General features: G+C 72.5%; 20 protein-coding genes. 10 read left to right on the top strand and 10 right to left on the bottom strand.

Annotation, left to right across the window (positions count from 1 at the left end):
* The first annotated feature begins 64 nt into the window (after positions 1-64).
* Both rsgA and OG410_RS31720 read left to right on the top strand, forming a co-directional pair.
* The gene (gene rsgA / locus OG410_RS31715; RefSeq protein WP_329302229.1) at positions 65-1180 is read left to right on the top strand and encodes a ribosome small subunit-dependent GTPase A; all 1116 of its coding nucleotides are present in this window, start codon (positions 65-67) and stop codon (positions 1178-1180) included.
* A gap of 117 nt (positions 1181-1297) precedes the next feature.
* The gene (locus OG410_RS31720) at positions 1298-2782 is read left to right on the top strand and encodes a DNA-3-methyladenine glycosylase 2 family protein (RefSeq protein WP_329302230.1); all 1485 of its coding nucleotides are present in this window, start codon (positions 1298-1300) and stop codon (positions 2780-2782) included.
* A gap of 33 nt (positions 2783-2815) precedes the next feature.
* Here OG410_RS31720 and OG410_RS31725 read toward each other — a convergent pair whose 3' ends face one another.
* Entirely contained in the window at positions 2816-3184 is a 369-nt protein-coding gene (locus OG410_RS31725; protein ID WP_329302231.1) for a PPOX class F420-dependent oxidoreductase, read from the bottom strand.
* 177 nt (positions 3185-3361) lie between these two features.
* Between OG410_RS31725 and OG410_RS31730 the strand changes: the two genes are divergently transcribed.
* The 3 genes from OG410_RS31730 to OG410_RS31740 all read left to right on the top strand — a co-directional run bounded on the left by OG410_RS31730 (position 3362) and on the right by OG410_RS31740 (position 6222).
* A complete protein-coding gene (locus tag OG410_RS31730) occupies positions 3362-4660 on the top strand; it encodes an SGNH/GDSL hydrolase family protein (protein WP_329302232.1) in 1299 nt (432 codons plus the stop codon).
* 307 nt (positions 4661-4967) lie between these two features.
* A complete protein-coding gene (locus tag OG410_RS31735) occupies positions 4968-5582 on the top strand; it encodes a hypothetical protein (protein ID WP_329302233.1) in 615 nt (204 codons plus the stop codon).
* Positions 5583-5769: 187 nt separating this feature from the next.
* A complete protein-coding gene (locus OG410_RS31740) occupies positions 5770-6222 on the top strand; it encodes a hypothetical protein (protein WP_329302234.1) in 453 nt (150 codons plus the stop codon).
* A 197-nt stretch (positions 6223-6419) separates the two neighbouring features.
* On the opposite strand, the gene OG410_RS31745 is transcribed toward OG410_RS31740, so the two are convergent.
* A complete protein-coding gene (locus tag OG410_RS31745) occupies positions 6420-6584 on the bottom strand; it encodes a hypothetical protein (RefSeq protein ID WP_329302235.1) in 165 nt (54 codons plus the stop codon).
* A 567-nt stretch (positions 6585-7151) separates the two neighbouring features.
* Here OG410_RS31745 and OG410_RS31750 point away from each other — a divergent pair.
* Positions 7152-8096, top strand: a complete 945-nt coding sequence (locus OG410_RS31750; RefSeq protein WP_329302236.1) for a hypothetical protein — start codon at positions 7152-7154, stop codon at positions 8094-8096.
* A 286-nt stretch (positions 8097-8382) separates the two neighbouring features.
* Here OG410_RS31750 and OG410_RS31755 read toward each other — a convergent pair whose 3' ends face one another.
* From OG410_RS31755 to OG410_RS31765, 3 genes are all read right to left on the bottom strand, one after another.
* Complete coding sequence (locus OG410_RS31755) at positions 8383-8865, bottom strand: DUF456 domain-containing protein (protein WP_329302237.1); 483 nt, start codon at positions 8863-8865, stop codon at positions 8383-8385.
* 36 nt (positions 8866-8901) lie between these two features.
* Positions 8902-9882, bottom strand: a complete 981-nt coding sequence (locus OG410_RS31760; RefSeq protein ID WP_329302238.1) for a winged helix-turn-helix transcriptional regulator — start codon at positions 9880-9882, stop codon at positions 8902-8904.
* 572 nt (positions 9883-10454) lie between these two features.
* Positions 10455-10946, bottom strand: a complete 492-nt coding sequence (locus tag OG410_RS31765; RefSeq protein ID WP_329304496.1) for a hypothetical protein — start codon at positions 10944-10946, stop codon at positions 10455-10457.
* A gap of 187 nt (positions 10947-11133) precedes the next feature.
* On the opposite strand from OG410_RS31765, the gene OG410_RS31770 reads away from it, so the two are divergent.
* Both OG410_RS31770 and OG410_RS31775 read left to right on the top strand, forming a co-directional pair.
* The gene (locus OG410_RS31770) at positions 11134-12597 is read left to right on the top strand and encodes a protein phosphatase 2C domain-containing protein (protein ID WP_443063918.1); all 1464 of its coding nucleotides are present in this window, start codon (positions 11134-11136) and stop codon (positions 12595-12597) included.
* A 98-nt stretch (positions 12598-12695) separates the two neighbouring features.
* Positions 12696-14438, top strand: coding sequence for a pyruvate dehydrogenase (locus OG410_RS31775; RefSeq protein ID WP_329302239.1), 1743 nt, complete (start codon positions 12696-12698; stop codon positions 14436-14438).
* A 50-nt stretch (positions 14439-14488) separates the two neighbouring features.
* Here OG410_RS31775 and OG410_RS31780 read toward each other — a convergent pair whose 3' ends face one another.
* Both OG410_RS31780 and OG410_RS31785 read right to left on the bottom strand, forming a co-directional pair.
* Positions 14489-15901: a helix-turn-helix domain-containing protein gene (locus OG410_RS31780; RefSeq protein ID WP_329302240.1), complete on the bottom strand. Its 1413-nt coding sequence runs from the start codon at positions 15899-15901 to the stop codon at positions 14489-14491.
* A 133-nt stretch (positions 15902-16034) separates the two neighbouring features.
* Positions 16035-19046: an alpha-mannosidase gene (locus OG410_RS31785; RefSeq protein WP_329302241.1), complete on the bottom strand. Its 3012-nt coding sequence runs from the start codon at positions 19044-19046 to the stop codon at positions 16035-16037.
* A gap of 269 nt (positions 19047-19315) precedes the next feature.
* On the opposite strand from OG410_RS31785, the gene OG410_RS31790 reads away from it, so the two are divergent.
* Positions 19316-19714: an ATP-binding protein gene (locus OG410_RS31790; RefSeq protein ID WP_329304307.1), complete on the top strand. Its 399-nt coding sequence runs from the start codon at positions 19316-19318 to the stop codon at positions 19712-19714.
* A gap of 73 nt (positions 19715-19787) precedes the next feature.
* Here OG410_RS31790 and OG410_RS31795 read toward each other — a convergent pair whose 3' ends face one another.
* Together OG410_RS31795 and OG410_RS31800 are read right to left on the bottom strand one after the other, a co-directional pair.
* Positions 19788-20816, bottom strand: a complete 1029-nt coding sequence (locus OG410_RS31795) for a DUF2637 domain-containing protein (protein ID WP_329302242.1) — start codon at positions 20814-20816, stop codon at positions 19788-19790.
* A gap of 375 nt (positions 20817-21191) precedes the next feature.
* Positions 21192-22103 carry a (2Fe-2S)-binding protein gene (locus tag OG410_RS31800; protein WP_329302243.1) on the bottom strand — a complete coding sequence of 304 codons (912 nt, stop codon included), beginning with the start codon at positions 22101-22103 and terminating at the stop codon, positions 21192-21194.
* Between the two features lie 380 nt (positions 22104-22483).
* Between OG410_RS31800 and OG410_RS31805 the strand changes: the two genes are divergently transcribed.
* Positions 22484-23356, top strand: coding sequence for a GntR family transcriptional regulator (locus OG410_RS31805; RefSeq protein ID WP_443063919.1), 873 nt, complete (start codon positions 22484-22486; stop codon positions 23354-23356).
* A gap of 284 nt (positions 23357-23640) precedes the next feature.
* On the opposite strand, the gene OG410_RS31810 is transcribed toward OG410_RS31805, so the two are convergent.
* The gene (locus tag OG410_RS31810; protein WP_329302244.1) at positions 23641-24420 is read right to left on the bottom strand and encodes a hypothetical protein; all 780 of its coding nucleotides are present in this window, start codon (positions 24418-24420) and stop codon (positions 23641-23643) included.
* Between the last annotated feature and the right edge of the window lie 66 nt (positions 24421-24486).

Below are 24486 nucleotides of genomic sequence, written 5' to 3' on the forward strand. Positions count from 1 at the left end.
TGACCTTCCTTCTTCTTCGCGCCGCAGTGCGCGTCGCCGGGGCCGCCCTTGTGAAGGGTCTCCCTTGACTTCCAGCTCCGCTTTCCCGACCCCGTCCGCCTCTCTGGGCCTCTCCCCGCTCGTTCCGTACGGCTGGGACGACGTCTGGGCGGACGAGTTCGCTCCCTACGACTCCGAAGGGCTCGTCGCCGGACGGGTGATCCGGGTGGACCGCGGCCAGTGCGACGTGGCCACCGCCGACGGCGTCATCCGCGCCGACACCGCGTTCGTGACACCGCACGATCCGATGCGCGTCGTGTGCACCGGCGACTGGGTGGCCGTCGAGCCGGCCGGCAACCCGCGCTACGTACGGGCGTATCTGCCCCGCCGTACGGCCTTCGTGCGCTCCACCTCCTCCAAGCGGTCCGAGGGGCAGATCCTCGCGGCCAACGTCGACCACGCCGTCGTGGCCGTCTCGCTCGCCGTCGAACTCGACCTGGGACGCGTCGAACGCTTCCTCGCGCTGGCCTGGGAGTCCGGCGCACAGCCCGTGGTCGTCCTCACCAAGGCGGACCTGGTTCCGGAGGCGGCGACCCTCGCGCACCTCGTCCAGGACGTGGAGACCGCCGCGCCCGGGGTTCCCGTGCTCGCCGTCAGCTCCTCGACGGGGGCCGGGCTCGACATCCTGGAAGCCGTGCTGGCCGGCGGTACGGCAGTGCTGCTCGGGCAGTCCGGCGCGGGCAAGTCGACCCTGGCCAACGCGTTGCTGGGCGAGGACGTCATGGACGTGCAGGCCACCCGCGACATGGACGGAAAGGGACGGCACACCACGACGACCCGCAACCTCCTCGTGCTGCCGGGCGGCGGTGTCCTCATCGACACACCGGGGCTGCGCGGCGTCGGGCTCTGGGACGCCGGGACCGGGGTCGGGCAGGTGTTCGCCGAGATCGAGGAGTTCGCCGCCGACTGCCGGTTCCAGGACTGCGCCCATGTCGCCGAGCCCGGGTGCGCGGTGCTGGCGGCCGTCGACTCCGGCGAGCTGCCGGAGCGACGGCTGGAGAGCTACCGCAAGCTGCTCCGCGAGAACCAGCGGATCGTCGCCAAGACGGACGCACGGGTGCGTGCCGAGATCCGCCGTGACTGGAAGCGCAAGGGGGCCGAGGGCCGCGCCGCGATGGAGGCCAAGCGCGGAAACCGGTAGCGAGGTCGGGGTTGCCGCCGGGCCCGGTTCGCCGCCGGGCCCGGGGCCTCGCCCGGCTGGGGGTGCCGTGTCCGATTTCCGCCAGCCCTGTCGTTCGGGCCGGGCCACACTGGAAGGGTGAACGACGAGGACACCAGGTACGAGGACACCAGGTACGAGGCCGTGCGGAGCCGGGACGCCCGGTTCGACGGGGAGTTCTTCTTCGCCGTGCGGACCACGGGGATCTACTGCCGGCCGAGCTGCCCCGCGGTGACGCCGAAGCGGCTCAACGTGCGGTTCTACCCGACGGCCGCAGCCGCGCAGGGCTCGGGTTTCCGGGCCTGCCGCCGTTGCCGCCCGGACGCGGTGCCGGGCTCCGCGGCCTGGAACGTACGGGCCGATGTCGTCGGTCGCGCCATGCGCCTGATCGGCGACGGTGTGGTGGACCGCGAGGGCGTGGCCGGTCTCGCCGCACGGCTCGGCTACAGCACCCGCCAGGTCCAGCGGCAGCTCACGGCCGAGGTCGGCGCCGGTCCGGTCGCGCTGGCCAGGGCCCAGCGGGCGCACACCGCGCGGATCCTCCTCCAGACCACCGAACTCCCCGTCACACACATCGCTTTCGCCGCGGGGTTCGCCAGCGTCCGTCAGTTCAACGACACGATCCGCACGGTCTACGCGTCGACGCCGAGCCAGTTGCGCGTGGCGGCGCCGCGCACGGGTCCCACCGCCCGGAGCGCGGCCACCCCCGCCGGGGGTGTCCCGCTCCGGCTCGCCCACCGGGGTCCCTACCGGTCCACCGCCGTCTTCGACCTGCTGGCCGCCGAGGCCGTACCGGGTGTCGAGGCTGTCGACGGCGGCCGGGGCCGTCGTACGTACCGCCGGACGCTGCGGCTGCCGTACGGCACGGGAATCGTGGCCGTCGAGGAGCGGCCGGGCGCCGCCGCGGGCCGCCCCCGTACCGGCGGGGCGGGCCGGACCGCGGGAACACACGGCCCCGGCGCCGCCGCCCACCCCGGCGGCTGGCTCGACGCCCGGCTGCACCTCACCGATCTCCGGGACCTCACCACCGCAGTGCAGCGGCTGCGGCGCCTGTTCGACCTCGACGCCGATCCCTACGCCGTCGACGAGAGGCTGGGAGCGGACGCGCGGCTGGGCCCGCTGGTCGCGGCGCGGCCGGGCCTGCGCTCGCCGGGCGCCGCCGATCCGGACGAACTGGCGGTACGGGCGCTGGTCGGGGCGGCGGAGGCCGAGCGGCTGGTGCTGCGGTACGGCAAGACGCTGGACGCCGAGTGCGAGACGCTCACCCATCTCTTCCCCGAGGCCGCCGTCCTCGCGGAGGCGGAGCCCGGCGGCCCGCTCGGCGCGCTGACCACGGCCCTCGCCGACGGCACCCTGCGGCTCGACCCGGGCGCGGACCGGGAAGAGGCACGGGCGGCGCTGCTCGCACTGCCCGGAATGGGCGAGGGCACCGCCGCCGTCATCCGCACCCGGGCCCTCGGCGACCCGGACGTGGCACCCCCCGACGTGGACGCCCCGGACACCTGGCGGCCCTGGCGCTCGTACGCCGTCGGACATCTGAGGGCGGCGGGCGAGTACCCGGCCGGCGGCGAGCCGAACCGGTGACGGTCCGCCGACCCGGCACGTCCGTGTGGACGTTCAGTCGTCGAGGCCCCAGCTGTGGATCCGCCGCGGATGGATCCGGATCAGTTCCTCGCTGAAGTGGGGCCCCAAGTCGTGCGCACCGGTGAGGAGTTCCGCCTCTCCGCGGATGTCGATGCCTCGTACCTTCCATGGTTTGAGGCTGACGATGTCGTCGACGACGAGGGCGACTCTCGGGTTCTTCCGGAGGTTGCGCCATTTCTTCGTGGTGCCCATCGCGTAGCCGCCGATCAGGATCGTCCCGTCCTCCTGGGGGAAGTAGCCGACGGGGTTGGCCTGGGGCTGCCCGAGAGGGTCGACGGTGGCCAGCCGTCCCAGCCGCTGCGACCTCAGATACGCGCGCTCGGCCTCACTGAATTCGGTCATGACAGCAGCCAAACACGCCCTGGCCTGCCCGCGCATCGGGTTCAGGTCCTAGGGCTCAAGGAGGAGGGCGGTGGGGAGATCCGGTGGGGAGATCCGGTCCCGGCCGGGACCGTTCGGGTGCGTCCGACAGTGTGATGATGTGATGCGGGGGTGCGTGGGTGGGGAATCGATCGGCGCATGTCCCGCGCGATCATGTTCCGGCGTCTCCTCGTCCCCCTGGCGGCCGCCCTGGTCCTCACCTCGACGGGGGTGATCGCCGAAGCGCGGTCCGCGCCCGGCCGGAGCGCTCCGAAACCGGCCCGGACCTGGACGGGGACCTGGGAGGCGGCGGCCTCCGGTACGGTGCCCGCGCTGCCCGGTGCCTCGATCCGCAATGTCGTCCACACCAGCGTCGGCGGTCGGGCCGCGCGCGTCCGGCTGTCCAACCGGCTCGGCACCAAGCCGCTCCAACTCGGTTCTGTGTCCCTGGCGTTGCAGCGACCGGGCGAGCCGGGGAGCCCCCGGGCCGTCGTGGGCTCCGTGCGCGCGGTCACCTTCGGCGGAGCCAGGTCGGTCACCGTCCCCGCCGGCCGGGACCTGGTCAGTGATCCCGTCGCCCTGGCCGTCCCCGCCGACGCCAACCTGCTGGTCTCGGTGCACACCCCGGCCGATTCCGGCCCGGCGACCCACCACCGCTCCGCGCTCCAGGCCAACTTCGTCGCACCCGGGGCCGATCGGACCGCCCAGGAGAGCGGCGCGGCCTACACCAGCACCGTCTCCAGCTGGTACTACGTGACCGGCGTCGATGTGTTCGGTGCCCCGGCCGCCGGCAGCGTCGTCGCGCTCGGCGACTCGATCACCGACGGCACCGGCTCCTCGTCCGACGCCAACCACCGCTGGCCCGACCGGCTCGCCGCCCGGCTGCGCGGACTTCCCGCGCACCGCGGAACCGGCGTCCTCAACGCGGGGATCTCCGGGAACCGCGTCCTGCTCGACGGCCGGGGCCCGAGCGCCCTGACCCGCCTGGACACCGACGTCTTCTCCCGCGCGGGCGTCCGCACGTTGATCGTGCTGGAGGGCATCAACGACATCAAGGGAACCCCGGAGCAGACGGACCCACGCGTTCTGGAAGACGCCTACCGGCTCATCGTGCGCCGCGCCCACGCCCGTGGCATCAGGGTCATCGGCGGCACGATCACCCCGTACGCCGGTCATGGCGCGTACACTCCGGCCCGGGAAGCCGTGCGGCAGGCGGTCAACGCCGCCATCCGTACCCACCGGATCTTCGACGGCGTCACGGACTTCGACGCCGCCGTGCGCGACCCGGCCCGCCCGAGCCGGATCCTCCCCGCCTACGACCCCGGGGACCACCTGCACTTCAACGACGCCGGCATGCGCGCGCTGGCCGACGCGATCGACCTGCGGACCCTGATGCCGAAGCCGTCCGGGCTCCGGACCCGGGCGAGGGCCAGGAGAAACCGCGCAGCTCACGGGTAGCCGTGCGTACCGTCCGTCCCAGGACGGCATCCCAGGGCTCCCTGTTTCCACAGGTCAACAGGGGTGGGACGGTCCCACCGTCCCAAGTGTGTGGCGGCTGTTGTCGGGGGTCCCCGGCGTCCTGGAAGCTGTGGGTGTCGCACCGGCCGAGGCGGCACGACCGCCCCGCAGACGCCAACGACACCCTCCACCTTCCGCCTGTGCACCAGGACATCTCTGTGCCCGGGCGGGGTTCGGCACCCCACAGCACTCGCCGTCTCGCGACGCGGAGAACACCCGCGTTCGGACCGGAGAAGGAAGCCACACCATGAACAGGAACACCCCCGCACGTCGTCGTCCGGGCCGCCGCGTGGCCGTCGCCGCCGGCCTCGTCCTGGCCCTCGGACTCGGTGCGGCGGCGCAGGCGTCCGCAGCCGAACCGCGCATGGCCACCGGCAAGGCCGGCGCTTCGGCCCCGTCCACCGCCCTCTCCGACTCGGGCGCGTCGCTGTCCGGCCGCCAGATGATCCGGGTACTGAAGTCCCTTCTGCCCAAGAGCGGGAAGATCTCCGACGAGCAGAGCCAGGAAGGCTACGCCGCACTGGTCTGGGACGACGGCCACGGACAGAGCATGATCGGGGTGAACGCCCAGCACGACATGGGCGACGTCCTCGCCGGGCGAATGGGCTGCGAGGGCGAGTACATCGAGTGCCAGGCACTGACCCTGGCCGACGGCACCCTGGTGAAGCGGGCCGAGCGGGCGTCCGAAAAGGGCGGCTCGGCCGTGGTGTGGCTGGTCGACACCCTCCACCCCGACGGCCGCCGGGTCGTCGTCCAGGAGGTGAACTCCACCATCGAGGGCGGACCGGTGACGCGTCCGCAGCCCCCGCTCACACTCGACCGGCTGCAGACCATCGCGCTCGACTCCCGATGGGCGGGCTGAACCGAGAGCGGTGAATCCGGGGCACCGTCCAGGGAGCGCCCCGCCCCCTGGAGCAGCCGTCCGTACATCGCTGAACAAGCCCTTCAGGTCTCCTGACCGCCTGAACGACGACTCCGTACGTTCCGGCACCGAAGACCAACGCCCTTTATCCGTAACCGAGTTCCTGCTTAGTCACCTGGGAGTGAATGTGAGAAAGAGTCTTGCTGCCGCGGCAGTTCTCGCCGCGTCCGCGCTGAACCTGGCGCTCCTGTCCGCGCCTGCTTCGGCCGGCACCTGCGACACTTCGGGATGCGGTGGTGAGGTGAGCAACAACACCGCCTACTCCGTGTCGATCTCGAACTGTTGGGCCGACAGCTACGGCACGTACGAGAACGGGGACAATCTCCCCTGCCACGGCAACCCGGTCCGGGTGGCCAACGTGCCCAACGCCCGGATCTGGCTGGATCCACACGGATGGTCGGGTTCGAGCAAGTACTCGAAGTTCTATGACACCGACGCTGTGAAGTTCCCCGCGAACTGTGTCACCAAGTGGCACTGGTGGGGTGGCGGCACCCAGACGACGAACCGCAACGGCGCGGCCAGCATGTGGATGAAGATCAACAGCGCTCAGCACATCTACATCGACTCCCTGTCCTGCTGACGGTCTGATACGGATCGCATCGCCGTACCAGCGATGTCGCCGTGGGTTCACATCCCACACCCACCGCACGCGAACGACCCCTGACCGGGTAGATCGGTCAGGGGTCGTTCGCGTGACCGTTGTCCTGTCCGCCGGTGACCGTGACTCCCCGCCGTCTCCCGACCGAACGGGCACGGGAGCGGCGCGTCGTCCGGCGGTCACCGGACGGCGAGCAGCCCCGTGAGCAGCACCGCGGCTGCCGCCGAGAGGACTCGCGGCTTCCTCCAGCCGGGTCCTGAGGCCTGGCGGTTCAGCTCCCACACGAACACCAGACCGCCGCCCAGGCCCAGCACGTCCCGCAGCAGGAAAACGAGGGTGTTCACCGGGCGCCTCCAGGAGCCTTCGAACGGCGGACGCTCATTTCGGTCCGCCGAGATCGCATGGCCGGGGATCGTATACGCCCAGGTGAGGGCACTCGTCACCGGCACCCGCAGGCCCGCGGTCAATGATGCCGAGATGGCGTGGCCGGGCCGTCAAGAAGGGACGGGATCGCGGTTCTGTGCTGTCTCGGCGGTGTCCAGGGGGCGGCCGAGACAGCACCCGGTCGTCCCCGCATCCCAGGACGGCATCCCAGGCAGTGCTTGTTTGCGCAGCTCAGGGTGGGTGGGACGGTTGCGTCGTTGCGGGTTGGGTGGCGGTGGTTGTGGTGGGTCCCCGGTGTCTTCGAAGCTGTGGGTGTCGCACCGGCCGGGGCGGATCGAGGGCCCCGGCAGCAGCCTGGTGACGACTCCCGCTTGTGCCTGCGTACCGGGCATCTGTGTGCCCGGGTGCCCGACGTACGCCGTTCGGCGTCCCGAGGCTCCCGCCGCCCCGCGACCTGCGGGGCGGGGACATCCGGCGCGGGCCGGGAGCGACCCCTACGGATCACCAACCAAGAAGGAAGACACGACATGAGCAGCAACACCCACGCACGTCGTCGTCCGGGCCGCCGTGCGGCTGTCGCCGCCGGTCTCGTCCTGGCCGTCGGGCTCGGTGTGTCGACGCAGGTGGCGGCGCAGGCAGCCGTCCCCGCCCCGGTCAAGGTTTCCGCGAAGGCGGCCGCCGCGCTGCGGACGGTCAGCGGCTTCAACGGTGACGTGGTGACCCAGGTCGCCGACTTCTACGGCGCGTACATCGACGCGAAGGACGCCCCCGCCGGCCCGGACGCCGCACTGGCCAAGGCGCTGCGCGCGCACTACCTGACGCCCGCCTTCGCCAAGCAGCTGGGGGCATGGGAGAAGAAGAACCAGGCGGACGGTCTCCTGCGGGCCCAGAACGTCCCGGTGCAGTGGACGGTGAGCGAGGGCGCCAACGGCCTCGAGGTCGTCGTCACCCTGACCTTCGGCGGCGGGGAGTCGCCGACGACGACGACCGACCTCGTCGTGAAGCAGGAGCCCACCGGCCGCATCACCGACATCCGCACCACGAGCATCGCCCCCGCGAAGGCGTCCGTGAAGGCGTCCGTGAAGGCGTCTGCCGCGCTGCGGACGGTCAGCGGCTTCAACGGTGACGTGGTGACCCAGGTCGCCGACTTCTACGGCGCGTACGTCGACGCGAAGGACGCCCCCGCCGGCCCGGACGCCGCACTGGCCAAGGCGCTGCGCGCGCACTACCTGACGCCCGCCTTCGCCAAGCAGCTGAAGGCGTGGGAGAAGACGAACCAGGCGGATGGTGTTCTGCGGGCCCAGAACGTTCCGGTGCAGTGGACGGTGAGCGAGGGCGCCAACAGCCGTGAGATCGCCGTCACCCACACCTTCGGCGGCGGGGAATCGCCGACGGTGACGACCAACCTCGTCGTGGAGCTGGAGCCGGTGTTCGGCGACATCACCGACATCCGCACCACGAGCGCCCGCTGACGACGCAGCCGCTCCGCCTGGCCCGCTTCCGGCTTCGGCCGGGGGCGGGACCGGCAGCGTGGGGGCGCGTCACCGGACCGCCGACCACGTGGACGGCCGGATCGAGAGGGTGAAGCGGCCCCCGCGCGGTCCGTCCGGCGCGTGAGTGGCACGACGGCTCCGGGCGGCCGGGAAAGATCAAAGCCCAGGTCTCCGGCTTCGCTTCGGTCGACCTGGGCCTTGGTCGTGTCCTGAGGCTAGTGGGCGCGGACGGTTTCGGCCCGTCGGCATCCGCCTGGCAAGGCCCTCAGCCCCAGATGACCGCTCCCAGCCACGCGCCCAGGATCAGCTGGCAGGCGAGGAGCTCCGTCAGCACGCTCCAGCCGCCCGCCCGCATCGCGGTCCGCAGCGAGGCCTTCGCCGGGCCGTGCCCGCCCAGGCGCAGCCGCTCGCTGAGGTAGATCCCGCCGATGAAACCGGCCACGGCGCCGACCACCGGGACCAGGAAGAAGCCGAGGAAGGACCCGCCTCCCGCGTAGACCGTCATTCGGGTGGTGGCGCCGCTCTCGCGCAGCCGTCGCGGTGGCAGCATCCAGCGGATGGCCTGGGCGAGCAGCAGGACGGCGGTCGAGGCCACCAGGACGGCCCAGGACAGGGTCTGCGGGTAGCTCAGCGCCCACCACAGGACCGCGGCCCAGACGAGCCACGACCCCGGCAGACCGGGCACCAGTACTCCGACCAGGCCGAGCAGAATCACCACGCCGACCAGCAGGAGTTCCCACACTCCCATCTGCCCAGCCTGCCCGAGCGGACGCGAGAGCGCAGGTCAGCCCCGGGCCACCCAGCCGCGCTCGTACGCGTGCCAGCCCAGTTGCAGCCGGGTCGTCACGCCCGTCAGCTCCATCAGGCGCTTCACCCGGCGCTGTACCGTCCTGAGGCCCAGGTCGAGCTGTTTGGCCACGCTCGCGTCGGTCAGGCCCGCGAGGAGCAGGGAGAGGATCTCCAGATCCGTGGTGTCGGGGCCGTCCGGTTCCTGTTCCAGTACGCCCCGGCTGCCCAGCCGCAGCGGCAGCGCGTCCCGCCACACCGACTGGAACAGCCCCGACAGCAGTTCCAGGAGCCCGCTCGCGTGCACGACCAGCGCGGCCGGCTCCGCGGTGTGCGAGGTGAGCGGCACCATCGCGAGGGTCCGGTCGGCGATCACCAGCTTGGTCGGAACCCGGTCCACGACCCGCACCTGCTCGTCGCGGCCGAGCGCGGCGGACAGCTCGGTGATCCCGCTGGGCTGGTCGAGGACGGACCGCTCGACGACCACGCGATAGCCGACACCCCGGCCCGCGGCCTGTTCCTCGGCGTCGTTGTCCGTGCCGGAGACCACCATCGGGGTGCCGGTGACCAGCGCGCACACCTCCTCGCAGGCGCCCAGCTGGAGCTGGAGGAAGCGCTGTGAGACCGCCGCGGCGCCGATCACCACCTCGACCAGGTCGTGCACGGCCGGTTCGCCCGCCGCGCCCCGGTACTCCTCGGCCAGCAGCGCGGCCGCCAGCTCCGCCTTCTCCAGTTCGTGGCGCTGCTGGGTGAGCAGCGCGCCGAGGGCGACTCCGGGTGGCGCGGCGACCCAGCGGCCCGGCCGCGCCGAGGACTGTGCGGCCAGGCCGTGCAGCTCCAGCCGGCGCAGCGCGCGCTCCGTCTCGTACTCGCCGAGCGTGAGCCGGCGCGCGAGATCGGGTACCTCGGCCGCGCCCACGGACACCAGCGCGCGGTACGCCGATTCGTGGGTCTCGTCCAGACCTATCGCTCCCAGCATGCGGCGATGCCCTTCCCGTGGATGCGTTCCGGTCGGCAGGCAGAGCCGTGGCGGATATCGGCCACGGCGCAAACCCGCCCCGGCACATCATCGCCATACTCCCCGCCCCTCTGACAAGCTCACGTCACCGAGGCGCCAACCGGCTTCCGTGATGCTCCGGTTGGGTCCGGCCTGCGGGAAGTGGCCCTGCCGGCTCGCGGGCCGACAGCTGTCCCGGCTCGCGTTCATGGACGAACCGGCCCTGGAAAAGCCGGGGTTGAGGAGTCCGTCCGTGTCCGGGATCGAACCCGGTGCCGGACCGGGCGTCGTTGCCGGGCCGGTGGTCCGGACCGGTCCACGGCGTGCGCGGGCCCCGGTCACCCAGGCGCCGCCGGGCGGTTCCCCCGTGGGGGGTGGGGCCGCTCGGCGGTCGGGTGTTCGCATGTTCTGGTGCGGATTCCTGTTCGACGATTCACTCGTGCAGGCCGTTCGACGGTCTGCACCTTGGCCGGTTTTTCCGGATGCCCCGTTTTCAACCGGCCGTCTCGGTGGACAATCGGGAGCATGAGCCAGCAGGGGGAGAAGCCCACCGGTCACGAGGACGACTGGTGGCGGCAGTTGTACGACGACTCCACCGAGGACACGGGGCCCGCCGCCGTGGCCGATTCCCTCGACGACCGGTTCGCGTCGGCGTCGGGGACGCTCGGGGACGGACTGGACGCAGGCCCGGAAACAGGGGCGGACGCCCGGCCCGCGCCGGAACGGAAGCCTCTCCCCGACGTCCGGCCCACCTCGACGCGGAGGCCCGCCTCGGACGTGCCGCCCGCGCCGGAACGGAGGCCGGCCCCGGAGGTGCCGCCCAGGTCGGAACGGTGGCCCGCCTCGGAGGTGCCGCCCGCGCCGACACGGAGGCCCGCCTCGGACGTGCCGCCCGTGCCGGACCGGAGGCCCACGTCGGCGGACGCGAGGTCCGCCTCGGATCCGAGGTCGGCTCCGGACGCGGCGTCCGTCCCGGGGTCCGGGTCCGACCGCCGGCCCGGCGCGCGCGGGTTCGACGGCCCGCCGCGTCCCGAAAGGCCTCCCACCGTGCCGGAGCCCTCGTCCCCCGAGCCGGGGACACAGCCACCCCTGCCGCCGCGGCAGCCTCCCGCCGGACCGGGGCGACGTCACGGCGCCTCGGCCTCCGCCGACCGGCCGGGCGGCGCGAACCAGCCCGACGAGACGCCCTCCGACGAGCCGGCGTCCCGGCCGGGCCGCTGGGAGCGGGGCCCGGTGCCGGCGCCCGGCGCGGACACGGGCCCGCCCGGCCGCCAGGCGCCCCCGTCGGAACCCGCCTCCTGGGAGCCCACCCCCTGGGAGCCCTCTGTCTGGGAACCCCCGTCATGGGAGCTCCCGCCCTCCGGTCCGGCACCGGCCGTGCCCTCGGCCCTCCCGCCCTCCGGTCCGGCACCGGCCGCTCCCTCCGCTCTGCCGCCCGGCCCGAAACCGCCGGGATTCACCGCGCAGGAATCCGGCCCGCACGCCTCGGGGGACACCCGGAGCGACACGTCCGCGGGGCCTCCCGCCGGGCAGGTGCCCGCGTCGAGGGCGCCGTCGGACATGCCGCCGAAACCCGGGTCGGCTCCCGCCGTACCCCCGGGTGCGGCGGCCCCCGGATCCGGAGCGGACGCGTTGCCCAGCACCACCGGGGGCTTCCGGACCCCACCGCCCCCGCCGGGGGACACGGCGGACGAACCCCGGGAGGCGGTCCTCTCCGTCGTCGAACCGCCGCCCCCCGCCGGCCACGTCGGCTCCGGCCCGCCCACCTACGACCCCGAACCGACCGCGCTGCCGCCCGCCGAGCCCGACGAACTCGGTGACCTGGTCGCCGACACCGTGCTGGACGGCGCACGGTACGGAACGAGCACGCTGCGCGCCGTGTCCGTACGCGGGGACTCCGCCCGTTTCCGGGGCGAGCCGCGCCGGGACGCGCTGCTCACCGCCCGGTTCGGAACGGGCGAGCAGGCGCTCGTCCTGGTGGCGATGGCGACCGGCGCGCGCGCCACCTCGGGCGCGCACCGGGCCGCGGCGGAGGCGTGCCGGTGGATCGGGCAGGCCGTCGGGCGCAGCCACGAACGGCTCGCCGACGACATCAGGGCCGCCCGGCGGGGCGAGCTGAAGTCGGGACTGCACCGGCTCGTCGACCGCAGCCTCGGCCGGCTGCGGGCGAGCGCGGCGGAGCAGGGCGTCGAACCCGAGGAATACACGGCGGGCCTGCGCTGTCTGCTGCTGCCGGCCGATCCGGAGTGCCGTACGCGGGTCTTCTTCGGTGTCGGCGCGGGCGGTCTGTTCCGGCTGCGGGACGGCGAGTGGCAGGACATCGAACCGCGGGTCGCCGACACGACCGGGGAGGCCGTCGTCGGCTTCGGATCACCGCCCCACGAGACTCCCGAGGGCGACCGGCTCACCATGGACCTCGGCATCACGACGCCACCGAGCCCGTACGAACCCGCCCCCCGGCCCCCGCACGCCCCCTTCCGGTTCCGGGCCTCCGTCGCCCGTCCGGGTGACACGCTGCTGCTGTGCACCGGCGGCCTCGCGGAGCCGCTGCGCGGCGAACCCGAGCTGGCCGAGTACCTGACGACGCGGTGGGCGCGGGCAGAGGCACCCGGCCTCGCCGCGTTCCTCGCGGACACGTCGGCGCGGGTCAAGGGGTACGCCGACGACCGGACGGCCGCCGCCGTGTGGGAGGCGTAACCGCGCACGGTGTGAATTCATGGAACCGAGGGTCGATCCGGGGAACGAGGGGAACCCGGGGTGCCTGAGGCTTCGAGGATCACGAAGAGGTGTGCGGCATGGCCAAGCAGAACGTCGCCGAGCAGTTCGTCGACATCCTCGTCCGCGCGGGCGTCGAGCGGCTGTACGGAGTCGTGGGCGACAGCCTCAACCCGGTCGTGGACGCGATCCGGCGCAACGCGGCCATCGACTGGATCCAGGTCCGCCACGAGGAGACCGCCGCATTCGCCGCGGGCGCCGAGGCCCAGATCACCGGCAGGCTCGCGGCCTGCGCCGGCTCCTGCGGACCGGGCAACCTCCACCTCATCAACGGCCTGTACGACGCACACCGCTCGATGGCCCCTGTTCTGGCCCTGGCCTCGCAGATCCCCTCCAGCGAGATCGGCCTCGGCTACTTCCAGGAGACCCATCCGGACCAGCTCTTCCGCGAGTGCAGTCACTACAGCGAACTCATCTCCAGCCCGAAGCAGATGCCGCGGCTCCTCCAGACCGCCATCCAGCACGCGGTGGGCCGCTCCGGTGTCAGCGTGGTCTCGCTGCCCGGTGACATCGCGTCCGAGCCCGCCCCGGACAAACCCGTCGAGACTGCCCTCGTGACCTCCCGGCCCACCGTCCGGCCGGGCGACGCCGAGATCGACAAGCTCGTCGCGATGATCGACGAGGCGGAGAAGGTCACCCTGTTCTGCGGCAGTGGCACGGCGGGCGCGCACGCCGAGGTCATGGAGTTCGCCGAGAAGATCAAGTCGCCGGTCGGACACGCGCTGCGCGGCAAGGAATGGATTCAGTACGACAATCCGTTCGACGTCGGGATGAGCGGGCTCCTCGGCTATGGCGCGGCCTACGAGGCGACCCACGAGTGCGACCTCCTCGTCCTGCTGGGCACCGACTTCCCGTACAACGCCTTTCTCCCCGACGACGTCAAGATCGTCCAGGTCGACGTGCGGCCGGAGCACCTGGGGCGCCGGTCGAAGCTGGATCTGGCGGTGTGGGGTGATGTGCGGGAGACGCTGCGCTGTCTGATCCCGCGGGTGCGACCCAAGGGCAATAGGCGCTTTCTCGACAAAATGCTGAAGAAACACGCGGACGCCCTTGAGGGGGTCGTCAAGGCGTACACCCGCAAGGTCGACCGGCACATCCCGATCCATCCCGAGTACGTCGCCTCGGTGCTCGACGAACTCGCCGACGAGAACGCGGTGTTCACGGTCGACACCGGAATGTGCAATGTCTGGGCGGCCCGTTACATCTCGCCCAACGGCAGCCGCCGGGTGATCGGTTCGTTCTCGCACGGGTCGATGGCGAACGCGCTGCCGATGGCGATCGGCGCCCAGTTCACCGACCGGCGGCGACAGGTCGTGTCGATGTCCGGCGACGGCGGATTCTCCATGCTGATGGGCGATTTCCTCACCCTCGTGCAGTACGACCTGCCGGTGAAGGTCGTGCTCTTCAACAACTCCTCCCTGAGCATGGTCGAGTTGGAGATGCTGGTCGCCGGACTGCCCTCCTACGGCACCACCAACAAGAACCCCGACTTCGCCGCGGTGGCCCGCGCCTGCGGGGCGTTCGGCATCAGGGTGGAGAAGCCGAAGCACCTCGCCGGTGCCCTCAAGGACGCCTTCCGCCACAAGGGCCCGGCCCTGGTCGACATCGTCACCGACCCGAACGCGCTCTCCATCCCGCCGAAGATCAGCGCGGACATGGTGACGGGCTTCGCCCTCTCGGCGTCGAAGATCGTTCTGGACGGCGGTGTCGGCCGGATGGTGCAGCTGGCCCGCTCCAACCTGCGCAACGTGCCTCGCCCCTAGTAACGGTGGGGTGTGCCGTCGGTGCCGGTCGGGTGTGCCGCGGATCTCGTTCAGTCGGAGGCCAGGGTCCAGCCGTTGTCCGTGTACCAGTACTGCGGCAGGCCCTTGATGCCGCTGGTGCGGAACGGGACACCTCCGTCGTCGATCCGGACCGTACTGGTGCGCCCCTGCGAGGACCAGTCGAGCTCCAGGTACCAGCGGCAGTCGCAGGCCTCGGTCTGGGCGTCGACCATCAGCACCTGGGGGTCCTTCACGGACACCCGGAAGGGCATGCTCAGAGTCCGGGAATCCGCTCCTTCGCCATCGCCCGGGACCGGGCGGGCGATGGGCCGGTCCTTGTCCAGATCGACGTCGAACGAGCCGGGACCCATGAGGCCGCCGCAACCCCCGCCCGTGAAGTAGGACGGGCTCTTCAGCGGGGCCGAGCGTCCGACGACCCGGACCCGCAGCGCCTCCAGGACGACGGCCGCGTCCGACCGCCCCTGCACGGTGATGTCCACGAGCGTCTGGCCGCCGTGCACCCCGTTCTGTGTCTGCGCCCACGGGGAGGCGTCCTGCGGGTCCGGCGGAGGCGGCACCTGGTCGGGTGTCTTGTCGATGACGTAGTTGTGACCACAGCCGACCGCCCAGCGATGGGAATTCACGGTCCAGGTGAGGGGAGGGACGGCGGAGACGGCCTTGGGGGAGGGGCTCGTGGACGGGCTCGGCGAGGTGTCGCCGCTGCCGGACGGGCTAGGGGAGGGGGAGCCGGACGGCCGGCTGTGCGTCTTCGAGGGGGATGCGGACGGTGTCGCGGACCCGTGCCGCGCGCCGCCTGCCGCCTTCGCGGTCGGTGCGCCGGACACCCGGTCGCCGGCGTCCGTCGCGGCGTGCCCGGAGGGCAGGGCGGACAGGCTGCCCAGGGTGGCGAACAGCGCCGTCACCACCGCCGCCGCGACCGCCACGCGGCGCCTGTACCAGGGCCTTCGCGGCGCTCCGGCGGGCTCGGGTCCCGTCTCCGTGGCCGTCCGGGTGGTCTCGGTGGTGACCGGCGAGGAGCCGGGCGACACCGGTTCCGGCTCGGGAAGCGACGGATGCACGGACGGGGACATCGCAGCCGACGGGCTCGACGACGCCGACGGGCTCGATGAAGCCGACGGGCTTGACGACGCCGCCTCCGCGGCGGACGGAGCGGGTGGGGCGGACTCGGCCCCCGGAGTCGTCCGGGACCGTTGCCGGGCCGCCACCGCGAGAACCCACAGTCGGTGGAGTTCGACCCGCTGGGCCGGAGCCGCCCCGCACAGCGCGGCGAACCGCTCCATGGGTGCGAACCCCTGCGGCACCGCTTCTCCCGCGCAATACCGGTGCAGTGTCGAGGCGTTCATGTTCAGGTGACGGGCCAGCGCGGCGTAACTGCGGTCGGAACGGGCCTTCAACTGCCGCAGCATCGCCGCGAATTCCTCGACATCGTCCCGGGATGACACCGTTTCCTCCGCTTCTCGACCCAGGACGGCATCCCAGGCACTCCCCATGATGAGAGGTCAGAAGGCCTGGGATGGTTCCCACTTCAAGGGAGCGTCCCTACCCGTCCCTGTGCCGTGGCACCAGCGGGTGGGTTCAGCGGGCGGGCCGCAGCCGCAGGGTGAGGATCTGGAACGGCCGCAGTTCGATCTCCGGCGGGGCCTCGCCCAGCGGGCGTTCCAGCAGGTCGGTCACCTCGGCCCGGGAGACCGGGAAACCGGCGGTCACCTTCGCACGGGCCCGCCCGCCCCGTGATTCGTACAGACGCACCAGGACGTCGCCGCTGCGGTCCTCCGCGAGCTTGACCGACTCGACGGTGACGGCCGGGTCGGCGACGCTGACCAGCGGTTCGGGCGCCGGCGCCGCGGCCCGGCGCAGGGGCAGATTGAGCGCGAGTCCTTCCGCCACGGCGTCCCCGACGTCGGCCCCCGGCAGCAGCGCGTACGTGAACCGGTGCGTGCCGAGATCGGTCAAAGGGTCCGGGCTGTGCGGGGCGCGCAGCAGGGTCAGCCGTACGGTGGTGCCGAGGCCTTCGGCATGCGGGGTACGGGTCACGTCGTGGCCGTACGTCGAGTCGTTGAGCACCGCGACGCCGTACGACTCCTCCGCGACCCGCAGCCAGCGATGGGCGCAGATCTCGAAACGGGCCGCGTCCCAGCCGGTGTTGGCGTGGGTGGGACGGTGGACGTGCCCGAACTGGATCTCGGCGGCGGACCGTTCGGCCTGGACGTCGAGCGGGAAAGCGGCCTTGAGAACCTTCTCCGACTCCTGCCACTCGACGTCGGTCACGATGTCCAGCCGGCGGCTCGCGGCCGTCAGCCGGATCTCCTGGGTGATCCGGGAGGAGCCGAAGACCCGGGTGACGCGCACGGCCGCCCGCAGCGGCCCGCTCTCCACCAGCTCCACCGACTCGGCGGAGGTCAGGTCCGTGTGGGTGCGCCGGTAGTGCCGGTCGATGTCCCAGGCGTCCCAGGCGTTGGGATGGTCGGGGTGGAGCTGGAGCAGATTGCCGGGACCGCACAGCACTTCCCGGCCGTGCGCGAGGTCCCGTACGGAGGTCAGCAGCCCGTCGGCGTCGATCCGTACCCGCAGCCGGTCGTTCTCCAGCACGATCACGCCGTCGTCGTGTTCGGCCCGGACGCCGGGTCCCGGCCCCATGGACACGGCGGCGCCGCCCAGCCCCGGCACCGTGACCAGCGCGTCCCCGACCACCTCGGTCCGCTCGTAGGGCGAGGCGTTCAGTACCGCCGGCGCCCCGGACCCCAGCGCCCGTACCGCCTCCGCGGTGATCTCCTCCAGCTCCGCGAGCACCCGCGCGTACGTCTCGCGTGCCTCCCGGTGCACCCAGGCGATCGAGGAGCCGGGCAGGATGTCGTGGAACTGGTGCAGCAGCACGGTCTTCCAGAGCCGGTCCAGGGCGTCGTACGGGTAGGTGTACGACGGATCGCGCACGGCGGCCGTCGTGCACCACAACTCGGCCTCACGCAGGGCGTGTTCGGAGCGGCGGTTGCCCTGCTTGGTCTTGGCCTGCGTGGTGTAGGTGGCCCGGTGCAGTTCCAGGTACAGCTCGCCCGACCACACCGGCGCGTGGGCCCCGTACTCTTCCTCGGCGGCGGCGAAGAACGCCTCCGGTTTCTCGATCCGGACCGTGGGCGAGCCCTCCAGGGACCGCAACCGGCGTGCCTTCTCCAGCATTTCGCGGGTCGGGCCGCCCCCGCCGTCGCCCCAGCCGAACGGGACGAGTGAGCGGGTCGCCAGGCCCTTCTCCGCGAAGTTGCGTTCCGCGTGGGCGAGTTCGCTGCCGTGGAACTGCGAGTTGTAGGTGTCCACGGGCGGGAAGTGGGTGAAGACCCGGGTGCCGTCGATGCCCTCCCACCAGAAGGTGTGATGGGGCATCTTGTTGGTCTGGTTCCAGCTCAGCTTCTGGGTGAGGAACCAGCGGACGCCGGCGAGCTTCGCCAGCTGCGGGAAGGCGGCCGTGTAGCCGAAGGAGTCCGGCAGCCAGATCTCCTCGGTCTCGACCCCCAGTTCCTCCCGGAAGAACCGCTTGCCGTGCACGATCTGCCGGGCCAGCGCCTCACCGCCGGGCATGTTGGCGTCGGACTCCACCCACATCGACCCCACGGGAGCCCAATTACCCTCCCGCACGGCCTTCTTGATGCGCTCCCAGATGTGCGGCTGGTGCTCCTTGACCCAGGCGTACTGCTGTGCCTGGGAGCAGGAGAAGACCAGTTCCGGGTAGTCGAGGGCCAGCGCGGTGACGTTGGCGAAGGTCCGGGAGGCCTTGCGGACCGTCTCGCGCAGCGGCCACAGCCACGCCGAGTCGATGTGCGCGTGTCCGGTCGCCGAGACACGGTGCGCGCTGGCGGACGCGGGCCGCGACAGTACCTCCGTCAGCTCGGCCCGTGCCGCCGCGGCCGTGCCGGACACGTCGTGCAGATCGAGGGCGTCCAGCATGTTCTCCAGGGCACGCAGGATCTCGTGCCGTCGCGGCCGCTGCGGATCCAACTCGTACATCAGCTCCGAGAGGACCTCGGTGTCGAGGACCAGATGCCACACGTCCTCGTCCAGTACGGCGAGGTCGGCAGCCGCGAATCGGTAGATCGGCCCATCCCCGGCGGTCAGCACGTCTCCCAGAGGGGTGGGCTCGAAACCGTGCAGGACGGCGGGGTTCGCCGCCGCCTCCAGCAGCAGGCGCACCGCCTCGCCTCCCCTCGCCGGTGCCCCGACCGTCAGGTGGCGGTTGCGCGGGTGGATGCCCTTGAGAGGGACGCCGGCGGTGTCGTACAGCAGCCCCTCCGCCTGGAAGCCGGGCCCGTCCCCGGTGAACCCGGGGTCGATCACCACCTCCACGAGGCGGCCCGCCCAATCCTCGGGCACCCGGCCCTCGATGCGGAACCAGCTCGTCGACCAGGGCTTTCCCCAGGCCATGCCGGTCGTGAAGGGCTCGTAGGAGGCCTGGAGCGCCTGCCCGACGGGCACCGGCTCGCCCGGCGCGTGCCACGCGGAGAGCGTGAGCGGCACCCGGTCCCCGTACTGCGCGGGGCGCAGGAACTGCCGCAGCGCGCGCTCCAGACGGGCCTCCACCAGCGAACGGTCGTCGTGCACGGCGGCTCCTCGGTGCTCGGACGGCTCTGTCGACCCCTTCACTTCCCCGCGCGCGGCTCGCGCACCCGCGCCCGTACGGGGGCTGGTCGATGATTCGACATGACTGTCACGTTCTCGATGAGGGCATGGATCCCGTGAACGTGTTCGAGCAGAGGGGAACCGACATCGGCACGCAGGCGGGGGTCATGAAGCGGCAGGCACCAGGAGGTGGTCCCATGACCAAGGGGGCCTACTCCACCGATCCAGTGGAGGAAGCATCCGACGGGGCGATGGACGAACCGGACGGCGCGCAGTTCCGGCGCCGGCTGGGCAAGGCGGATCTGCGGGCGGTGCCCGAGGCGCGCAAGGCGCTGAGGGAGCACTTACGGCACTGGGGGAGGCCGGGCAGGGCCGAGACGGCTGAGCTCCTGACCAGTGAGCTCGTCACCAACGCGCTGATCCACACGGACGACGACGCCGTCCTGACCGCGACGATCGGACCGCGCGGACTGCGCGTGGAGGTCCGGGACTTCGTGGGACGCAGGCCCCGACTGCGCGTACCGAACGCCGACGACGGTACGCACGGCAGAGGTCTCGTCCTCGTCCAGTCCCTGGCGGACGCGTGGGGCGTGCGGTCGCACGGGGTGGGCAAGGCGGTGTGGTTCGAACTGAACGGCGACGCGGTGTAGGAACACCGCGTCGCCGTTGTCGTGTCCGGGCCTGTCCGGAGCACCGGACAGGCTGTCCGGGCCCTCGTCCGGCTCAGCCGAACTGCTGTTCAAGGTCCTTGAGCTTGCGTTCCAGGGAGTCGAGCCGGGGCAAACCCATAGTGTCGTCCTCCGTGGTGAGGTCGACGGTGATCGGCTCAGCGCTCTTGCGGACAGGGGTGAGGGAGGGCCGCGATCGCACGGGCAGCTGCTCCGCGGTGGATATGGCGGGCTCCGTGGAGGTCCCGGCGGGTGCCCGCTCCACGGTGGTCTCCAGTTCCCGGGCGGCGCCGCGGCCGGGGAAGCCGCGGCTGAGCGCCTTGAGGTGCGCTCGCTCGACCCGCTCCTCGTTGCGGCGGCGCAGTCGGGTCTGCTCCTTCTGGCGCCGGTCCTCGCGCACCTCGTCCACGGCCTCGTCCAGGGACCGGACGTTCTCCAGGAGCATCAGCGACCACGCGCTGTACGTCTCACGGGGGGCACGCAGCCAGCGGACTATACGGATCTGCGGCAGTGGACGCGGCACCAGGCCCTGCTCGCGCAGGGCGGCCCGGCGGGTCTGCTTCAGGGCCCGGTCGAACAGGACGGCGGCCGACAGGGACATGCCCGCGAAGAACTGCGGAGCGCCGGCGTGGTCCACGCCCCGGGGCGCGTGCACCCAGTTGAACCAGGCCGCGGCACCGGCGAAGGTCCACACGAGTATGCGGGAGCCGAGCGCCGCGTCACCGTGGCTGGCCTCGCGCACCGCGAGGACGGAACAGAACATCGCCGCCCCGTCCAGGCCGAACGGGACGAGGTACTCCCAGCCGTCGGAGAGGCCGAGGTTCTGCTGGCCGAAGCCGACCAGGCCGTGGAAGGAGAGTGCCGCCGCGACGGCGGCACAGCAGAACAGCAGGACATAGGAGGCCGTGCCGTAGACGGCCTCCTTACGCCTGCGGCGCTCCTCGGTGCGCTCCCACGAGTCGTCGCTGCTCGCGCTGTCCCCGGACCGCTTGCCGCGTGCGAGCACCGCCACCGCCGCCAGCAGGCCCAGGAGCAGAACGGCGCCTGGAAGCAGCCAGTTCAGCGATATGTCGGTCAGTCTCATCGGGGGTCCCTTGCATTGGGATAGGGCGTAACGCCCGCCATAGTGGCCCAATCACATCGGCCCTCAGGGGGTTTCGGGGCAAGAGGCCGCCAAGGAAGTGCAAGAAGGTACGCAGGGCGACTTTCTGCTCGAACTGCCGCTCGAGGGACGGGAGTTGAGTACGAATAAGACTACCCATACGGATGGTTCCGCGGAAAGTTCCCGGGACAAGTGAGGAATGTGTGAAGTACCTGTGATCCGTGGACGGGCCGCGTCCGCCGCTCGGGTGCTCGGGTGCTCGGGTGCTCGGGTGCTCGGGTGCTCAGGTGGTCCGGGGGTGCCGAGACCGGCTCTGGTCGCGAGGCGGCGTACGGTCGCGCTCTCACCCCGGTCGTCTCAACTCGCGTCGGCGGTGGTCAGCTTGGCGACGCGGGCCGTGTCGCAGGTGCGCGGACAGGTGCCGCAGGTGTCCTCGGGGCGCACGGTGTAGAAGAGGCAGCAGCTCACCCGGTCGCGGGTGGGCAGGGACTCCCCGGCGGGACCCGTCAGTTCGCGGAAGGCCGCCGAGCCGACGTACGGCCGGGTCGAGTCCGGCAGCAGCAGCTCCAGCTCGCGCATCGCGCGCCGCTCCTCGCCGAGCAGGCCGGCGGCGTACCAGAGGCCCTCGACGATCTCGTCCGTGGCCATGCCCCACAGTGCCCGGCCGCGTCGTCGCATGCGCGGCCCGAATCCGCCGAGAACGGGCTCCAGGTGCTCGGCCACCGCGGCGCGCACCTCCGCGCGCAGCGCCTCCTCGTCCGGTACGACCCGGGCGCCCGGCAGAGCGGCGGCCGGATCGTCCGGCAGGCAGGCGAACGTGGTGATCCGGACGGCCATCCGGCCTTGCTCACGCTGGAATGTGACGTCCTCCACAGGCAGGCGGGGCACCCGGCGCCGGAGGAACCACGGCACGGTGATCAGCAGGCAGGCCGGCCAGGCGTACCGGTGCAGTCCGAAACCGGCCACCACGTCGGGCCGTGCTGGCGTGCCGTAGTCCCGGAGCACCTGGGCCTCGTCCCAGGCGAGAAAAGCGTCGAGGTCCGGCCCGCCCTCGGCGAGCCGGGCGGCGACGGCCCAACCCGGGCCCCGCGGGGGCGCTTCACCCGCTCCCAGCTCGGTGACGCCCAGGCCGGGGAAGACCTCGCTCAGCCGTGCGTAGGCGTCGGCGAAGGGCGACACGGCGGCGGCCGACGGGCCGAGACCGGCCGGAACGGTCGTGACCGCCGGGGCGGCCGTGGCGGTGTCGGCCGACAGCGTGGGAGTGGACATGCGAAACCATCGCTTCACGATCGTTAGCAGGTAAGCCTTACCTTACCCTGTCGTCCGGGTGTTTGAACTGGGGCCGTGTGCGCCTATCGTGCTTGACGGGCCAGTAACAATCGACGCCTTGACCCCAGTACCGACGACCCGGAGGAGGAACCGTGGAGCAGACCGGTCCGCGCGGTGCGCACGGTTCCGCCGGGGCGTGGGTCCCCGACATCCACGGGGGCACCCTCCGGGTCCCGCGGCAGCCGGGACCCGCGGACGTGGGACGGGTCAGGGGAGTGCCCGCGGGCGTCGTGGGCGACGGTCCCGGTGCCGGGCCGGCCGGCGCCCGCCCCGTGGTCCTGGCCTCGGCCCGCGGTGAGCACACGCACAGCGAGGCGCCGATCCCGCACCCGCGCACCGAGGACACCCGCGCAGCCGTACGTACGGACGACACCCGCCCCGCCGCGAACCCCGGGAACGTCAGGCCCGCACCCGCCGACGAGACGCGCCCCGCCGGACGGCCCGAGAACGCCGGGTCCGCGCGGCCCGCGCACATCGAGGAGACCCGTCCGGCCGCACGTCAGCCGAACGCCCGCCCCGCGCACGCCGAGGAGGCCCGCCCCGCTTTCCGCGCGGAGGCCGCCCGCCCCGTCGTGCAGCGCGCCTCCGTCCGGGGGCAGATCGTCGACGCCCTGCGTACCGCGCTCGTCGCGGGTGAACTCGCTCCCGGCGAGGTGTACTCGGCGCCCGCGCTCGGCGAGCGCTTCGGGGTGTCGGCGACGCCCGTCCGGGAGGCGATGCAGCAACTCGCCCTCGAAGGCGCCGTCGAGGTCGTCCCCAACCGGGGCTTCCGCGTCATCGAGCGCGGCACCCGGGAACTGGCCGAACTCGCCGAGATCCGGGGCCTGATCGAGGTCCCGGTGATGCTTCGGCTCGCGCGAACCGTGCCCGCCGCCCGCTGGGCCGAGCTGCGCCCGCTCGCCGAGGCCACCGTGCGGGCCGCCTCCTCGGGCTGCCGTGCGACCTACGCGGAGTCCGACCGTTCCTTCCACCGTGCGGTCCTCTCCCTCGCGGGCAACGCGCAGTTGGTGCGCATCGCCGACGATCTGCACCGCCGTGCCCAGTGGCCGCTCGTCGGCGGTCCCGTCTCCCGGGGCCGCGCCGACCTGGTGGCCGACGCGGCCGAACACACCGCGCTGCTGGACGCGTTGATCGCCGAGGACCTGGCGGTCGTCCAAGAGCTGGTACGGGAGCACTTCACCGGCGCGCCCTGACCGGCCGCGGGTACGGTGCCCCGTCGACTGCGGCGTGTACCGACCGGCCGCGGGCGAGGCACCCCGCCGATCTCGCCGCTTCCGCTGCCTCCGGCGCTTTCACCGACGTCGTCCGCCGCTCGCCCGTTGGCTCCGTTTCGGCTTCAGCGGCCCGAGCACACCGGGCCCGGAGCCCGGGGCCCCGGGGGCGCGTCCCGTCGGGTGCCGTCACGCCGAAGGGGCGCCCGACGGAAGTCCGGCGGGCACCCCTTCGGCGTGTGACTTGCTCAGGTGGGTCCAGTCGGTCAGGCCGTCGCGGCGGGTGGCGCCGGGGTCAACTGGTCCCCCAGCCACAGGGGGACGCCCCCGAGCAGCCGGAACAGCCGTCCCGCCTCCGCCCGCAGCCGCGAGGCCTCCGGCTCGGTCTCGGCGTCGGCGAGCGACGCCAGCGCCGGCGCCGTACCGACCAGGTATCCGAGCTCCTCCCGGATCCGCAGGGATTCGGCGAAGCCGTGCCGGGCCTCCGCCAACTCCCCTTCGCGCAAGGCGAGTCCGGCGAGATGCCGCCAGGTGAAGGACAGCAGCAGCGCGTCGTTCTGGGCGGTCGCGCCCGCGTGCGCCCGCCGGTACGCGGCGCGGGCCGCCTGCGGCGCGTGCGCGAGGTTCTCGGCGAGCAGTCCGCGCCGGAAGTCCAGCAGCGCCCGGCCGGGCGCGCCCGGCGCGAGCAGCGCCGCGGCCCTGCCGAGCGCCGCACGCGCCTCGTCGGCCCGGTCGCGTACACCCAGCAGGGTGGCCGCGTAGGCGAGTTGGCCCCGCTCGCAGGCGGCCGCGCCCCGCTCGTCGTCGCTCTGTGCCAGTGCCTCGGCCGTGCGCAGCGCGTCCTCCGCCTCGGCCCAGCCCTGCTCGGTGTAGAGACAGCGCTCGACCAGGAGCGACGCTCTCTGGAGCGCCGGCCCCGCCGCGCGCGGCTGGATCAGCGCGGCCGCGTCGGCCCAGCAGGCGCGCGAGCGCAGCCGCCATACCGCGGTCTGGAGTGGATCGTCCCCTGCAGTCGTTCCGGTACCAGACATGGCGGTATGCGCCACGTTGCCCTCCCCGAGCACGCCATTGAGCTGTTGAGTGGTGGCATCTCAGCACGGATCACCGGGCCC

The sequence above is a fragment of the Streptomyces sp. NBC_00659 genome (assembly GCF_036226925.1).
Taxonomy (GTDB): Bacteria; Actinomycetota; Actinomycetes; order Streptomycetales; family Streptomycetaceae; genus Streptomyces.